The sequence below is a fragment of the Agromyces tardus genome (assembly GCF_003710805.1).
Lineage (GTDB): Bacteria > Actinomycetota > Actinomycetes > Actinomycetales > Microbacteriaceae > Agromyces > Agromyces tardus.
The window spans coordinates 1-15,516 of sequence record NZ_RHHB01000069.1; the positions used below are offsets into that span (position 1 = coordinate 1).

At 73.8% G+C, this 15,516-nt stretch carries 14 protein-coding genes; 4 read left to right on the plus strand and 10 right to left on the minus strand.

The window, feature by feature from the left end:
* Positions 1-569 (minus strand): phosphatase PAP2 family protein (locus tag EDM22_RS18340; RefSeq protein ID WP_245989540.1); only part of this gene is annotated, 569 nt, incomplete at its 3' end.
* A 106-nt stretch (positions 570-675) separates the two neighbouring features.
* Between EDM22_RS18340 and EDM22_RS18345 the strand changes: the two genes are divergently transcribed.
* A complete protein-coding gene (locus EDM22_RS18345) occupies positions 676-3,339 on the plus strand; it encodes a phosphoenolpyruvate carboxylase (RefSeq protein WP_122938531.1) in 2,664 nt (887 codons plus the stop codon).
* Positions 3,340-3,388: 49 nt separating this feature from the next.
* Here EDM22_RS18345 and EDM22_RS18350 read toward each other — a convergent pair whose 3' ends face one another.
* From EDM22_RS18350 to EDM22_RS18385, 8 genes are all read right to left on the minus strand, one after another.
* On the minus strand, positions 3,389-4,027 hold the full coding sequence (locus tag EDM22_RS18350; protein WP_122938532.1) for a response regulator: 639 nt from the start codon (positions 4,025-4,027) through the stop codon (positions 3,389-3,391).
* Entirely contained in the window at positions 4,024-5,256 is a 1,233-nt protein-coding gene (locus EDM22_RS18355) for a sensor histidine kinase (RefSeq protein WP_122938533.1), read from the minus strand. The genes EDM22_RS18350 and EDM22_RS18355 overlap by 4 nt, the downstream gene beginning before the upstream one ends.
* 58 nt (positions 5,257-5,314) lie before the next feature.
* The gene (locus EDM22_RS18360) at positions 5,315-6,202 is read right to left on the minus strand and encodes an ABC transporter permease (protein WP_376917753.1); all 888 of its coding nucleotides are present in this window, start codon (positions 6,200-6,202) and stop codon (positions 5,315-5,317) included.
* The gene (locus tag EDM22_RS18365) at positions 6,199-7,101 is read right to left on the minus strand and encodes an ABC transporter ATP-binding protein (RefSeq protein WP_122938544.1); all 903 of its coding nucleotides are present in this window, start codon (positions 7,099-7,101) and stop codon (positions 6,199-6,201) included. Before EDM22_RS18365 ends, EDM22_RS18360 begins: the two co-directional genes overlap by 4 nt.
* Before the next feature lie 124 nt (positions 7,102-7,225).
* A complete protein-coding gene (locus EDM22_RS18370; RefSeq protein WP_122938534.1) occupies positions 7,226-8,572 on the minus strand; it encodes an RNA polymerase sigma factor in 1,347 nt (448 codons plus the stop codon).
* Complete coding sequence (locus tag EDM22_RS18375) at positions 8,569-8,967, minus strand: YciI family protein (protein ID WP_122938535.1); 399 nt, start codon at positions 8,965-8,967, stop codon at positions 8,569-8,571. Before EDM22_RS18375 ends, EDM22_RS18370 begins: the two co-directional genes overlap by 4 nt.
* 97 nt (positions 8,968-9,064) lie before the next feature.
* On the minus strand, positions 9,065-9,619 hold the full coding sequence (locus tag EDM22_RS18380) for a hypothetical protein (protein WP_138708136.1): 555 nt from the start codon (positions 9,617-9,619) through the stop codon (positions 9,065-9,067).
* A gap of 85 nt (positions 9,620-9,704) precedes the next feature.
* On the minus strand, positions 9,705-10,379 hold the full coding sequence (locus EDM22_RS18385; RefSeq protein ID WP_122938537.1) for a LysE/ArgO family amino acid transporter: 675 nt from the start codon (positions 10,377-10,379) through the stop codon (positions 9,705-9,707).
* Positions 10,380-10,448: 69 nt separating this feature from the next.
* Here EDM22_RS18385 and EDM22_RS18390 point away from each other — a divergent pair, with 69 nt between their 5' ends.
* The gene (locus tag EDM22_RS18390) at positions 10,449-11,339 is read left to right on the plus strand and encodes a LysR family transcriptional regulator ArgP (RefSeq protein WP_122938538.1); all 891 of its coding nucleotides are present in this window, start codon (positions 10,449-10,451) and stop codon (positions 11,337-11,339) included.
* Positions 11,340-11,497: 158 nt separating this feature from the next.
* Positions 11,498-11,671: a CsbD family protein gene (locus EDM22_RS18395; RefSeq protein ID WP_122938539.1), complete on the plus strand. Its 174-nt coding sequence runs from the start codon at positions 11,498-11,500 to the stop codon at positions 11,669-11,671.
* A 133-nt stretch (positions 11,672-11,804) separates the two neighbouring features.
* Here the strand turns inward: EDM22_RS18395 and EDM22_RS18400 are convergent, their stop codons facing one another.
* Positions 11,805-13,022: a pyridoxal phosphate-dependent aminotransferase gene (locus EDM22_RS18400; RefSeq protein WP_122938540.1), complete on the minus strand. Its 1,218-nt coding sequence runs from the start codon at positions 13,020-13,022 to the stop codon at positions 11,805-11,807.
* 166 nt (positions 13,023-13,188) lie between these two features.
* Here EDM22_RS18400 and EDM22_RS18405 point away from each other — a divergent pair.
* On the plus strand, positions 13,189-15,516 hold a 2,328-nt coding region (locus tag EDM22_RS18405; protein WP_122938541.1), incomplete at its 3' end, for a hypothetical protein.

The following is a 15,516-nucleotide window of genomic DNA, read 5'->3' on the forward strand; positions in this document are numbered from 1 at the left end:
CGGGGGCGCGCCACGACCGCGCCGAGCGCCGCGACGCCCGCGCCGAGGGCGAGACCGCCCACCACGTCGGACAGCCAGTGCGCGCCGACGTGCAGGCGCGAGTAGCCCACTCCGAGCGCGACGGGCGCGAGCGCGGCGCCGATGCCCGGCGACTCGAGCGCCACGCCGGCGGTGAACGCGGCGGCGCTCGCCGAGTGCCCCGACGGGAACGTGCGGCTCGAGGGCTGCCTGGGCAGGCGCCGCCCCACGGGGATGTCGGCGAGCAGCGGCCGGTCGCCCCCGAACACGCGCTTGGCGATGAGGTTCGTGAGCGCGCTCGCGGCGAGCAGCGAGAGGATGCCGCGGGCGGCCGCACGGCGGCGTCCGACGACGGCGAGCACCCCGGCCGCGGTGAACCACAGCACGCCGCGATCGGCGAAGCCCGTGACGCGCGACCAGAACCGGTCGACGAGCGGATGCGTGTGGCGGCGGTTCACGACGCGGGCGGCCGCGGCATCCGTTCGCAGCACCCACGACGGCAGCAGCCGGGCACGGCGCACGGCGACGCGAACGGTGCTGGTCAGGGCCACCAGCCCAGCCTAGGCCGCGCACGACGGGTGGCCCGGGGAGCCCGCCGCGTGGCATCCGGCGAAACATGAAACGTCGCGGTCACGTTCCAGCGGTAGCCTCGCCGGGATGAGTACCACGACGACGACACCCGGCGGCGGCCGCGACCGCGTGAGCGAGGAGGTCGACCGCGCGCTGCGCGCCGACGTGAGCCAGCTCGGCGGACTGCTGGGTCGCGTGCTCCGCGAGGCCGGGGGCGACGACCTCCTCGACGACGTCGAGCGGCTGCGGGCGCTCGCGATCGACGCGTTCGAGCGCGGCGACACGGGATCGCTCGAGGAGGCGGAGCGCTTCGTCGAGGGCCTGCCGCCCGAGCGGGCCGAGCAGGTCGCCCGCGCGTTCACCGTCTACTTCCACCTCGCGAACCTCGCCGAGGAGCACCACCGGGTGCGCGTGCTGCGGGAGCGCGGGGCGGGCCACGAGGGGCCGGCCGACTCGATCCCCGCGGCGCTCGCGCAGCTCACCGCCGAGGTCGGCGCCGAAGAGGCGCGGCGACGGCTCGCCGAGCTGCGCTTCCACCCCGTCTTCACGGCGCACCCCACCGAGGCCCGCCGTCGCGCCGTCGCCTCCTCGATCCGCCGCGTGGCGGAACGGCTGTCAGAGCTGCACCTGAGCGTGCCGGGCACGACGGCGAAGGCGGAGGTCGAGCGGCGCCTGCTCGAGGAGATCGACGTGCTCTGGCGCACGTCGCCGCTGCGCACGACCCGGCCCACCCCGCTCGACGAGGTGCGCACCGTCATGAACATCTTCGACCAGACCCTGTTCGAGGTCGTGCCGCGGGTGTACCGGCTGCTCGACGACGCGCTCGCGGGCGACGGCGCCGGAGCGGTGCCCGTGCAGGCCACTCCGTTCATCCGCGTCGGCAGCTGGATCGCGGCCGACCGCGACGGCAACCCCTTCGTGACCGCCGCCACGACGAAAGCCGCTGCGGCGATCGCCTCCGAGCACGCGCTGCTGGGACTCGAGCGCGCGGCGGCCCGCATCGGCCGTGCCCTCACGCTCGATGCGGCCGACACGCCGCCGGATGCCGCCCTGCTGGCCCTCGCCCGTCGCCAGGAGGCGGTCGCCGACGAGCTCACCTCGAGGATCGGCAAGCGTGCGCCGGGGGAGCCCCACCGCCGCGTGCTGCTCGTCGTCGCGGAGCGCATCGCCGCGACGCGCACCCGCGACGCGGACCTCGCCTACGCCAACCCCGAGGAGCTCCTCGCCGACCTGCGCACCATCCAGGCGTCGCTCGCCGCGGCGGGCGCGAACCGCAGCGCGAACGGCGAGCTGCAGCACCTCATCTGGCAGGTCGAGACCTTCGGCTTCCACCTCGCGGCGCTCGAGGTGCGCCAGCACTCGAAGGTGCACCGCGCCGCCCTGGCCGACGTGCGCGCGAGCAGCCCCGGCGCCCCCGCCGAGGAGATGACCCTCGAGGTGCTCGACGTCTTCCGCACCATCGCACAGCTGCAGCGCCGCTACGGGCTCGAGGCGGCGCGACGGTACATCGTGTCCTTCACCCAGTCGGCCGAGGACATCGCCACCGTCTACGCGCTCGCCGAGGCCGCGCTCGGCGGCGCCGACGAGGCGCCCGTGCTCGACGTGATCCCGCTGTTCGAGACCTTCGCCGACCTCGACGCGAGCACCGAGATCCTCGAGGCCATGATCGCCCTCCCGCAGGTGCAGGCGCGACTCGACGCCACGGGACGCAAGCTCGAGGTCATGCTCGGCTACTCCGACTCCTCGAAGGACGTCGGGCCGGTCTCGGCCACCCTGGCGCTCAACGACGCCCAGGCGCGCATCGCCGCGTGGGCCGCGCGCAACGACATCGAGCTCACGCTCTTCCACGGCCGCGGCGGCGCGCTCGGCCGCGGCGGCGGGCCCGCGAACGAGGCCGTGCGGGCGCAGCCGCCCGGGTCGGTGCAGGGCCGCTTCAAGCTCACCGAGCAGGGCGAGGTGATCTTCGCCCACTACGGCGACCGGGCGATCGCCGCACGCCACCTCGAGCAGATGGCGGCCGCGACCCTGCTCGCATCGAGCCCGTCGAACGAGGCCGTCAACGCCGCGGCCATCGTCGAGTTCGCTCCGCTCGCGGCAGAGCTCGACCGTGCGTCGCGTGCGCGGTTCTTCGAGCTCGTGAAGGCCGAGGGCTTCGCGCCGTGGTTCGCGCAGGTGACCCCGATGGAGGAGGTGGGCCTGCTCGCGCTCGGCTCACGTCCGGCCCGTCGCGGGCTCTCGGTCGAGTCCCTCGAGGACCTCCGCGCCATCCCGTGGGTCTTCGCCTGGACGCAGGCCCGCATCAACCTCACGGGCTGGTTCGGGCTCGGCAGCGCGCTCGCCGCGGTCGGCGACGAGGCGCTCCTGCGCGACGCGTACGTGCGCTGGCCGCTCTTCCGCTCGATGATCGACAACGTGCAGATGTCGCTCGCGAAGACCGATCGCCGCCTCGCTGAGCGCTACCTCGGCCTCGGCGACCGCGACGACCTCGCGGCGCTCGTCCTCGACGAGATGGAGCTCACACGCGACTGGGTGCTCCGCACGAGCGGTCACGACGAGCTGCTCGCCGAACGCCCGGTGCTGCGTCGTGCGGTGCACCTGCGCAGCCCGTACGTCGACGCGCTCTCGCTGCTGCAGCTGCGCGCACTTCGTGCGGTGCGCGCCGAGCACAGCGTCGACCCCGCCGACGAGCACCACCGCCTGCTGCTCCTCGCCGTGAACGGCATCGCCGCGGGCCTGCAGAACACGGGCTGACGCCGGGGCTGCGCCGGGCCGCGCCCGGCCGCGCCGGCGCGCATCGGGTTCAGAGCAGCCCGAGCTCCATCGCCCGGGTGACGGCGCGCGTGCGGTCGCCCACCTCGAGCTTCTCGAAGACGTGCACGAGGTGCGTCTTCACCGTCGCCTCGCCGATCACGAGCGCGCGCGCGATCTCGGGGTTCGAACGTCCCTCGGCGACGAGCCGCAGCACGTCGAGCTCGCGCGGCGACAGCGACGGCGGCGGGGCGGATGCCGCATCCGCACGCACCCGCAGCACGAGCTTCGCCGCGATCGACGGCGCGAGCACCGTCTCGCCCGCCGCAACCGCGCGGATGCCGGCGAGGATCTCCTCCTGCGGCGCCGCCTTGAGCAGGTAGCCGCTCGCGCCCGCCTCGATCGCCGCGAGGATGTGGTCGTCGGTCTCGTAGGTCGTGAGCACGAGCACGCGCGTGCCGTCGCCCGCCGCCACGATGCGCGCGGTCGCCGCGGCGCCGTCGAGGCCCGGCATCCGCAGGTCCATGAGCACGAGGTCGGGGCGTTCGGCGGCGGCGAGCTCGACGGCCGCGGCGCCGTCGGCGGCCTCGCCCACGACCGCGATGCCCGGCGCCGACTCGAGCAGCCCGACGATGCCGGCGCGCACGATCGGGTGGTCGTCGGCGACGACGACGCGGATGTCGCGGCTCATGCGCGAGCCTCCTCGCTCGGCGGCGCGGCCGTCGTCGCCGGGGCCGTCGACGTCGCGGCCGTGGCGTCGGGGGCTGCGTCCGCGAGCGGCACCGCGACGCGCAGCTCGGTGCCGCCCGACGCGCCGGCGCCGAACGAGAACTCGCCGCCCACGAGCGCCACCCGATCGCGCATGCCGGCCAGGCCGAATCCACCCTCGCCGGGCACCGCGTCGCCGGGGCCCACGCCGTCGTCGCGCACGGTGAGCACGACCTGCGACGGGTCCGACTCCACCCGCACCTCGGCGTGGGTCGCGCGGGCGTGCTTGCGCACGTTGGCGAGGCCCTCCTGCGCGCAGCGGAGCAGCACGACCTCGAGCTCGCGGCCCGGCGCCGCGGCATCCGCCGACACCGCGACCGCCACGCCCGTCTCGCGTTCGAAGCCCGCGGCGAGCCGCCGCAGCGCGTCGGGCAGGCCCGCCTCGGCGTCGACGGGCGCGAGGGACGCGACGAGCCCGCGCGCCTCGGTGAGCGCGTCGCGGGCCATCTCCTCGATGAGCTGCACATCGCCTCGAGCGGATGCCGCGGCGTCGCCGGCGACCGACGCCAGCCGGTTGTCGGCGCGCTGCGCCACCATCACGAGCCCCGTGAGGCTCTGCGCGATCGTGTCGTGGATCTCACGGGCGAGCCGGCCGCGCTCGTCGGCGATCCCCGCATCGCGGTGCATCGCCGCGAGCTGGCCCTGCGCGGCCTGCAGCTCGTCGAGGAGGCGGGCGCGCTCCTGTCCGTACGCGGCGATGCGGGTGATCCAGAGTCCGAGCGCGATGCTGAAGCCGCACGAGAGCAGGGCGACCGAGAACCCCGAGACGATGCCCGCCGGGCCGTAGTGCGCGGCGTAGCCCGCGACGAGCGCGGCGGCGATCGCGAAGTTCGCGGCCAGCGCGCTGCGCAGCGTCGGCGCCGTCGTCCAGACGAACGGGTAGACGAAGGCCTGCAGGATCGCGAACGACGGCTCGAACGACGTCCCCACCGCGAGGATCGCCGCGAAGAGCAACGAGATCGCGATGTGGTGGCCCATGGGCGGGTCATCGAGGTGCCACCGGGCGTAGGCGACGTAGACGATGAGGAAGGCGCCCGTCGCCGCCCAGACGCCCACGTCATCGGCCCCGACCGGCGGGTCGAGGAGCGTGAGCGTCACCAGCACCGCGGCGACGGCCAGCGCCGCGACATCCCACCATCGCCGGTTCACCATGAGGTCACCTTCTCACGCACGGGTCGCCTCGCACCCGATCGGTTCGAGACCGAGCGCCCTACGCGTCGCGCCGGTTCCAGCGGAACGTGAGGCGGCTCACGACGAGGCCGATCACGAGCCAGGCGAGCAGGGCGACCGCGACCCAGCCGAGGTCCCACTCCTGGTTCTGCTCCATGACCTTGAAGTCGTCGGGCAGGAACGCCGCGCGCATGCCCTGCGCCATCCACTTGAGCGGGAAGACGCTCGCGATGTTCTGCATCCACTCGGGCAGCTGCGAGAACTGGATGTAGACGCCCGAGATGAACTGCAGCACGAGCACGATGGGGATGACGACCGCGGTCGCGCTCTTGCCGCTGCGCGGCACCGACGACAGCGCGATGCCGAGCAGCGCCGAGGTGCCGACCCCGAGCACGAACACCCACGCGAACGTGCCCCAGGCCTGCGGCTCGGTCGGCAGCGCGATGCCGAAGACCGTCGCGGCGACGAGCAGCAGCAGGGCCGCCTGCAGCACGCCCGTGACGAAGACGTGGCCGATCTTGCCGAGGAAGTACGACACGGGCGAGAGCGGCGTGCCGCCCAGGCGCTTGAGGGTGCCGTCGCCCTTCTCGGTGGCGATGTCGACCGCGAGGTTCTGCACACCCGAGAGCAGCATGCCGGCCGCGAGCATGCCGGGCAGGTAGTAGGCGCCGACCGAGATCGACTCGGTCCCGGGCCCGGCCGAGATGTCGCCCGAGGCGCTGAACGCGGCGGTGAAGATGCCGAGCATGATGAGCGGGAAGAGGAACGTGAAGAACACCGCATCGGGTGAGCGGAAGTAGCCCTTCACCTCGTACCCGATGCGCGACGCGCCGACGGCGAGGACGCCGCGCCGCGCGCCCGGCCCGCTCGCCGCGCTCATCGGGGCGCGCGTGCCGACGCCCGCTCCGGTTCCGGTCGTGGCGCTCATGCGGCCGCCTCCTCGATGTCGAGCGCGTCGACCCCGGCCGCGCGCACCAGCTGCAGGTAGATGTCCTCCAGGCTCGGCCGGATGACCTCGAGCCCGGCGGGCTCGCCGCCGAGCCGGGCGACGAGCGAGGCCACGAGCTCCGCCGGACGGGCCGTGCGCACCTCGCGCGGCCCGCCGTCGGGGTCGCGCCAGCGCACGATCGGCACGCGCGCCTCGGCGCCGCCGAGCTCCTCCACGGTGCCGACGTCCACGAGCCGCCCGCCGAGGATGACGCCCGCGCGGTCGCCGAGCTGCGCCGCCTCGTCGAGGTAGTGCGTGGTGAGGAGGATCGTCGTGCCCTCGTCCTTGAGCGTGCGGATGAGGCTCCAGAACTCGCGCCGCGCCTCCGGGTCGAAGCCGGTGGTCGGCTCGTCGAGGAAGAGCAGCTCGGGGCGGCCGATGATGCCGAGCGCGACATCCACGCGGCGACGCTGGCCGCCCGACAGCCTGCCGATGCGCGTGCCCGCCTTCGATTCCAGCCCGACGGCCGCGATGACCTCGTCGACGTCGCGCGGGCTCGGGTACAGCTTCGCGAAGTGCGCCAGCTGCTCGCGCACCGTGTAGAGGCCGCTCTCCGCGGCCGACTGCAGCACGATGCCGAGCCGCCCCTTCCAGTCGAGGCCGCCGTGCGCCGGGTCGACCCCGAGCACGCTCACCTCGCCCGACGTGCGCAGGCGGTAGCCCTCGAGGATCTCGATCGTCGTCGACTTGCCGGCGCCGTTCGGACCGAGCAGGGCGAACGTCTCGCCGCGGGCGATGTCGAGGTCGATCCCGTCGACGGCGACGGCCCCGCCGTAGACCTTGCGGAGCCCCCGGATCCGCACCGCGGCAGGCGTGTCGTCAGTCGTCGTCGTGTGCATGATTCGAGCCTGCCCGGTCGCGGCGTTCGGCGGCAGCCCCCGTGCGGTCGATTGCGGCATCCACCGGTCGATGGATGCGGCGGCCTCCAGACCGCGCGGTGTCCCCGCCGATCGCCCCCGCTCGTCAGTGCGCCGCGTCGAGCTCGTCGACGCGACGCCGCAGCTGGCGCCGCTCGGCCTCGCTCGGTGCGAGCGCGAGTGCCGCACGCAGGCGCTCGGCCGCGGCCTCCGGCCGACCGAGCCGGGCGAGCAGCTCGCCCTGCGCCGCGGGCAGCAGGTGGTAGCGATCGAGGGCACCGGATGCCGCGAGCCGGTCGAGCTCGTCGAGCCCCGCCTGCGGCCGCCCCGCGAACCCGTGCGCGAGGGCGCGGTTGAGCGCGACCACGGGGGAGGGGTCGATGCCCGCGAGCTCGTCGTAGAGCCCGGCGATGCGGTCGAAGTCGGTCGCGTCGGCCGTGGGCGCGGTCGCGTGGCTGGCGGCGATCTCCGCCTGCAACCGGTAGGGCCCGCGGATGCCGCCGGGCCGGCGTGCGAGCGCGCGCAGCACCGCGACGCCCGACGCGATCTCGCCGGCGTCCCACCGGGTGCGGTCCTGCGCATCGAGCAGCACGAGCTCGCCGGCGTCGTCGAAGCGGGCGCGGCGCCGCGAGTCCTGCAGCAGCATGAGGGCGAGCAGCGACGCCGCCTCGTCCTCGTCGGGCATCAGCCGCACCACGAGCCGCGTGAGCCGGATCGCCTCGCCGGCGAGCGCCCCGCGCCGCTCGGCGTCGCCGCCCGACGCCGAGTAGCCCGCGTTGAAGACGAGGTAGAGCACGGCGAGCACGCCGCCGAGCCGTTCGGGTAGCGCCGCGGCATCCGGAACCCGGTACGGGATGCCCGCGTTGCGGATGCGCTGCTTCGCCCGCACGATGCGCTGCGCCATCGTGGGCTCGGGCACGAGGAACGCCTGCGCGATCTCGCCCGTCGTGAGGCCGCCGAGGGTGCGCAGGGTGAGCGCCACCCGTGCGTCGAGTGCGAGCGCGGGGTGGCAGCACGTGAACACGAGGCGCAGCCGGTCGTCGACGCCGTCGGCGGGCTCGTCGCCCCAGTCGCCGCCGGGCTCCGACTCGTGCTCGGCGGGGTCGTCGCCGGGGGCGGGCAGCGGCACCCCCGCGCGCCGCCCGACGCTGCGCCCGCGCTCGACCTCGTCCACCTGTGCCGCCTCCCGCACCTTCGCCGACTCGTTCGCCCGCCGCCGCAGCCGGTCGATCGCGAGGTGCTTCGCCACCGTCGTGAGCCATGCGCCGGGATTGCGGGGCACGCCCTCCGACGGCCAGCGCTCCACGGCGCGTGCGAACGCCTCCGCCGCGCACTCCTCGGCGAGCGTCCAGTCGCCCGTCTGCCGGATGAGGGTCGCCGTCACCCGCGCCCACTCGTCTCGGTGGGCGCGGGCGACGGCGTCCCGTCCGTCGTCGGCTGCCGTGGCCGTCATCGGCCGATCGCGGCCTCCTCCTCGGCACGCTCGCGCGCGTGCCGCTCGGCGCCCGGCTCGTGCACGTCCATCGGCCATGCCGGGCGCAGCTCGATACGGCCGAAGCGGGCCATCGGATGCCGCGACGCGATCTCGATCGCCTCGTCGAGGCTCTCGACCTCGAGGATGTCGTAGCCGGCCATCCACTCCTTCGACTCCGTGAACGGGCCGTCGGTGACGAGCAGCTCGCCGTCGCGCACGCGCACGAGCGTGGCGTCCGCCGGCGGCCGCAGCCGCTGGCCCCGGATGCGGATGCCGCGGGCCTCGAGGTCGTCGACCCAGTCGCCCACGTTGTCCTCCTCGGCCACGAACGGCTCGGCCTCGGGGTCGGTGGCGACGATCAGCAGGTATTCCATGGTGGTGTCCTTCCTTGTTGACACGGTATGCACCCACGACGAACGGGGGAAGGCGTTCTCGACACCTCGCGACGAGGTTTCGCGAACCGCGTCGGCGTCACATGCCGGGACGGCCCGTGCAGTCGACGCTCGCGGCCCGGGCGGGGCCCTCGACGTAGTCGCTGTCGGCGCGCAGGGGGAATCCGTTGAAGAAGACGGCGCACGAGAGGGCGTAGCCCACCTCGCCCGTCGCCGTGAACGTCCATGGTTCGGCCGCGACGCCGGGGCCGCAGTCGTTGCCCAGGATGGTGACCACCGGGCCCGTGGTCGTGATCGTGCGCGGCTCGCCGGAGACCGAGGGCGTGAATCCCGGGTACGAGATCTCGATGGGGGCGGACGGGTCCTGCGCGGTGACGACGAAGGTCACGAGCAGGGCGTCGGGTGCCTGCGGGTCGCAGTCGCCGGGCTGGACCGGCACGTTCACGGGCCACGTCGCCGGCGGCTCCGGAGCGGGTGTCGACGCGGCCGTGGCCGTCGTCGCCGGCGCCTCGGTGGAGGTCGTCGGGGCGGCCGGGCCGCCCAGCCATCCGCCGTCGACGACGCAGCCGGTGAGGAGCGAGGGCAGGAGGAGGGCGGCGGCCGTGGCCGCGACCGTACGAGCCGCTGTGCGCATGGGCGTCATGGTACGGCTCGACCGCGGTCGGCGGTCCAGTGCCACCCCGGAGACCGGCGTGCCCGCCGGCGGGCGCGCGGCGGTCTCAGCGCGGCAGCACGAGGGAGACGGCGAGGGCGATCATCACGACCGCGATGACCGCGTCGAGGATGCGCCACGCGCGCGGGCTCCCGAGCACGCCGCCGAGCAGCCGCGAGCCGTACGCGAGCCCGAAGAACCAGATGATGCTCGCAGCACCCGCCCCGGCCGCGAACGCCCACCGTCCGTCGCCGTGCGTGTTCGCCACCGAGCCGAGCAGGAAGACCGTGTCGAGGTACACGTGCGGATTCAGCCACGTGAGCGCCAGGCACGTTCCGATCGCGGCGGCGAGCGTCGTGCGCGTCGCGGTGCGCAGGAGGGTCGTGGTGCCGGCGGCAGCCGTCGTGTTCGCCCCGTCCGCGTCCGCCGACTCGGACACCACGAGCACCTCGCCCGACGGACGCAGCACCCGGCGCGCCGCGAGCAGGCCGTAGCCGAGCAGGAAGGCCGCACCCGCCCAGCGCACGACGTCGATGAGCCATGGCACGGCCTCGAGCACCGCGCCGACCCCCGACACGCCCACGATGATGAGCGCGAGGTCGCTGAGGGCGCAGATCGCCGCGACCGCGAAGACGTGCTCCCTGCGGATGCCCTGCCGCAGCACGAAGAGGTTCTGCGCGCCGATGGCGATGATGAGCGAGAACCCCAGGCCGAGGCCGGCGAGGAGGGAGGAGAGGTGCATCCTTCGACGGTAGGAGCGGATCGCACGGAAATCCAGTTCAGGATTCTTCACGACCATTAGCATCGCTTCATGGAGATCCCGCTCGACCTGGCTCGCACGCTCCTCGCCGTGGTCGACGCGGGCACGTTCGACGCGGCGGCGCGCGAGCTCCTCGTCACGCCGTCGGCCGTGTCGCAGCGCGTGAAGCAGCTCGAGCAACGGCTCGGCCGGGTCCTGCTCGTGCGCGCCAAGCCCGTGCGCACGACCGACGCGGGGGCCGCGGTCGTGCGGCTCGCCCGGCAGCTCGAGCTGCTCGAGCACGACGCACTCGCCGCGTTCGGCGCGGGCGACGCGGCATCCGCCCGGCCGACCTCGGTGCCGCTCGCGGTCAACGCCGATTCCCTCGGCACGTGGTTCCTACCGGCGCTCGCGGCGCTCGCCGAGCGGCATCGGGTGGTGTTCGAGCTGCACCGCGACGACCAGGACTTCACCGCTGCCCTGCTCGAATCGGGCACGGTCATGGGCGCCGTCACCTCGCAGGCGACCCCGGTGGCCGGATGCCTCGCGCGTCCTCTCGGGGTGATGCGCTACGAGGCCGTGGCGACCCCGGGCTACGTCGCCCGCTGGCTGCCCGACGGCGCCACGCCCGACGCCCTGGCGCGCGCGCCTCGCGTGGACTTCGACCGCCGAGACGACCTGCAGGACGAGTACCTCCGGCGCGCGGGCGTCGTGGTCGAGCATCCGGCGCGCCACTTCGTGCCCGCCTCGAACGACTTCGCCACCGCAGTCAAGCTCGGCCTCGGCTGGGGCCTGCTGCCGGGGTTCCAGTCGGCCGCCGAGCTCGAGCGCGGCGAGCTCGTGCGCCTCGGCGGCGAGCCCGTCGACGTGCCGCTGTACTGGCAGCAGTGGAACCTCGGGTCCCCGCTGCTCGATGCCATCGCCGAGGGCATCACCGCTGAGGCGCGCACCGCGCTGGACTGAATCGGCGCCGGGCGCTCGACGAGCGGGCGATCGGATGCGGCATCCGCGCGCGCTAGCGTGTCGCACCCCGTACGACAAGCCCCTGCCGCAGGCGGCCCCGCCCGTGTTGTCTGGAAGCAGAGCGCGGCAGACCGCCAGCTCGAGGAAGGAGTTCGACCATGGGTGTCGACGACCGTATCGAGAACGCAGCCGAGGACCTGGGCGGCAAGGCCAAGGAAGCTCACGGCAAGATGACCGGAGACGACCGCGAGGTCGCCGAGGGCAAGACCGACCAGGCCAAGGCCGACCTGAAGAACGCCGCAGAAGACGTCAAGGACGCCTTCAAGCACTGACCCGGTCGCGGATCCGTCCGCGATCGCACGATCGAACGCCCGTCGGGCGGAGTGTCCCACGCACTCCGACGACGGGCGTTCTCGCGTTCAGGCGACGATGGCGCCGTGCCGGCGCGGCATCCCTCGACCGGGCTCAGCCGAAGAGCCGCTGCAGGCGCCGGATGCCCTCGAGCAGCGGCTCGTCGCCGAGCGCGTAACTGAAGCGCAGGTAGCCGCTGGGGCCGAACGCCTCGCCGGGCACCGCGGCGACCTCGGCCTGCTCGAGCATGAGGTCGGCGAGCTCGAGGGAGGTGGTCGGCGTGACGCCGCCCCAGTCGCGGCCGAGGAGGCCCGTGACGTCGGGGTAGACGTAGAACGCGCCCTGCGGCACCGGCACCGTCACGCCCTCGATCTTCGACAGCTCGCCCACGATGAGGCGGCGGCGGCGGTCGAAGGCGCGGCGCATCTGCTCCACGGCGTCCTGCGGGCCGGTGAGGGCCGCGATGGCTGCACGCTGCGAGATGTTCGAGACGTTCGACGTGAGGTGCGACTGCAAGTTCGCGGCACCCTTGATGACGTCGGCGGGGCCGACCATCCAGCCGAGGCGCCAGCCGGTCATCGCATAGGTCTTCGCGACGCCGTTCACGAGGATCGCCTGGTTCGCGAGCCCCGGCACGGCCTCGACGATGGAGACCGCGCGCGGCGGGACACCCTCGGGGTCGTCGGCGTACGTGAGGTTCTGGTAGATCTCGTCGGACACGACCCAGATGCCGTGCTCGAGCGCCCACTCGCCGATCGCCCGCACCTGCTCGGGTGCGTACACGGCGCCCGTGGGGTTCGACGGGGAGACGAAGAGCAGCACCTTCGTGCGGTCGGTGCGTGCGGCCTCGAGCTGGTCGACGGTCACGAGGTAGCCCTGGTCGGCGCCCGCGAAGACGTCGACCTGCACGCCGCCGGCGAGCTTGATCGCCTCGGGATAGGTCGTCCAGTAGGGGGTGGGCACGAGCACCTCGTCGCCCTCGTCGAGCAGCACCTGGAACGCCTGGTACACGGCCTGCTTGCCGCCGTTGGTCACGACGACCTGGCCGGGGCTCACCTCGAGGCCCGAGTCGCGCAGCGTCTTCGCGGCGATCGCCTCGCGCAGCTCGGGGAGGCCCGCGGCCGGCGTGTACCGGTAGTTCTTGGGGTCGCGCGTGGCGGCGAGGGCCGCCTCGACGATGAACTCCGGGGTGGAGAAGTCGGGTTCGCCCGCCGCATACGAGATGACCGGGCGACCCTCGGCCTGCAGGGCTTTCGCCTTCGCATCGACCTTGAGGGTCGCGGACTCGGCGATGGCGGCGATGCGTGCGGAAAGACGGCGATGTTCGGTCACCGTCCCAGCCTATGGTGCGTCGACCGCCTGCGGGAGGCCACCGGCGGAGCGACCCGCGGCCGGGTGCGCTCGACGAGCAACGCGGGCACGGCCGGAGCGGGATCGCGGCTGCCGCTCGATGTCGGACTGGGACAAACGTCCCACTCTTGCTACGCTGCTCGGCGTGATGAAGCGAACCCGACGGGCGGTGCTCGTCGGCGTCGCGCTGGCGGCCCTGCTCGGACTCGGCGCGGGCCTGGCGGTCGTGGTGGGCGACGAGCTCGGCATCCGCAGCGAACCGGCCGACATCCCGACGGAGCTGCTCAGTGCGGCGCCCGTCGTCGCGACGGTCTCGCCGCCGGCATTCTCGCGGGTGACCGCGCCGACATCCGATCGCCTCGACCTCGCGGTGGCCGAACTCGCCGACGCGGTCGACGACGCCCCCGCGACCGACGGCACCGCGACGCTCGACGTCGTCGTGGGCGAGGGCGGCGACGACGACGAGACCTACCGCCTCGAGGGCACGCCCGACGCGCTCCGCATCGTCGCGGCGTCGCAGGCCGGCGCCGCGCTCGGCGTCTACGACCTCGCCGCAGCCGTGCGCGACGGCCGGTCGGTCGACGAGCGGCTCGGTGAGACCGTCGAGTCGCGCCTCGGCCTCCGCATGGTCGACCTCGGCGCGGTCGGCGTCGCCGCCGACGAGGCGGCCTGGGTGGCGGGCGACGACTACTCGCACAACTCCAAGGCCTTCGCCGACGTCATCCTCGCCGAGGCACCCTACGTCGACGAGGCGGCGCTCGAAGTGGCGCGCACCGAGTTCGAGGCGTACGTGCAGCACGCGCTCGCCGAGGGGTACAACGCGATCGCCATCCCCGGGTTCGTGGAGTACCTCACCTTCTCGGAGGTCGGCGACGGTCACGACGTCTACGCCACCGGCGACCCGCACGCGGCGCGGGCCCTCGCGATGCGCGAGGCGTTCGGGCCGATGTGGGCGTACGCGCACGACCTGGGGCTCGACGTCTACCTGCGCACAGACATGCTGACCCTGACCACGCCGCTCGAGGAGTACCTGACGGCGCGGTTCGGCGGACTGGCCACCGACGACCCCGAGTTCTGGGACGTCTTCGCTGCGGGCCTCGACGAGCTCTACGCGGCCATGCCGTACGTCGACGGCGTGCTCATCCGCATCGGCGAGGCCGGCCGCGTCTACGACCTGCCCGGCTGGGACTACTACTCGGAGCTCGCGGTCACGACGGTCGAGTCGGTGCGGGCCATGCTCACCGCCCTCACGGGGCAGGCCGAGCGTGTTGATCGGCAGCTGATCTTCCGCAGCTGGAGCGTCGGCATCGGCGCCGTCGGCGACATGCACACCGACGACGACTCCTATCGGGCGGTGCTCGACGGCATCGACTCCGACCACCTCGTCGTCTCGACCAAGTACACGCTCGGCGACTTCTACAGCCACCTGCCCCTCAACCACACGCTCGAGATCGGCGACCAGCGCCGCATCGTGGAGTTCCAGAGCCGGCGCGAGTTCGAGAACTTCGGCGCCTTCCCGAACGACCTCGGCGTGCTCACCCAGAAGGCCTTGCAGACGTTCCTCGAGGCCAACCCGAACGTCGAGGGCATCTGGACCTGGACGCAGGACGGCGGCCCCTGGCGCGCCGGGCCGCTCTCCCTCGAACTGAAAGCCGGCTTCTGGCAGCTGTACGAGCTCAACACCGAGCTCGCCGTGCGCCTCGCGCGCGACCCCGCCGCCGACCCCGCGGCGATCACCGCCGACTGGGCGCGGCGCTGGTTCTCCGACGATCCGGCCACGGTGCGGGCGATCGGCGAGGCGATGGGGGACTCCCGCGAGGCGATCACCGAGGGGCTCTACATCGGTCCCTACGCCGACCGGCGGGTCTTCGCGATCGGGCTCGAGCCGCCGCCGATGATGTGGATCTTCGAATGGGACATCGTCACCGGCGACAGCGCCGTGCTCGACGTGATCTACGAAGTGAGCCGGAACGAGCTCGACGAGGCGATCGCGGGCGGCGAACGCGCGATCGCGGCGGTCGAGCGCATGCGTGCCGCGATCGAGGCGACGGATGCCGCGACCTGGCGCGATCCCGCACTCCGCGTCGCGTTCCTCGACACCCTCGACTACCAGGCGAGCACCTACGCGATGCTCGGCGACTACCGCGAGATGTTCCTGCGGCAAGCGCAGTGGCACGACACCGGGTCGGATGCGGCGTACGAGCAGTGGGACGCCGCACGGCGCGCGTTCGAGGCATCCGCCGCCTCACATGCGGCGCAGTACGCGGGCGACCCGTACTTCCCCGCGTACAACCTCACGGCCGCGCAGCTCGGTGTCGACCGCGCCGTGCGCGACGCGCCCATGGCCTGGATGGCGCGGATCGTGCTGGTGCTGCTGGCCGCGTGGTTCGGCTACGGGATCGCGGCGGGGGCCGCGCGCGCCCGCTGGCCCGGCGCCCGGGCCGCCCGCGCGCTCTGGGTGGCGGGCACCCGGCCG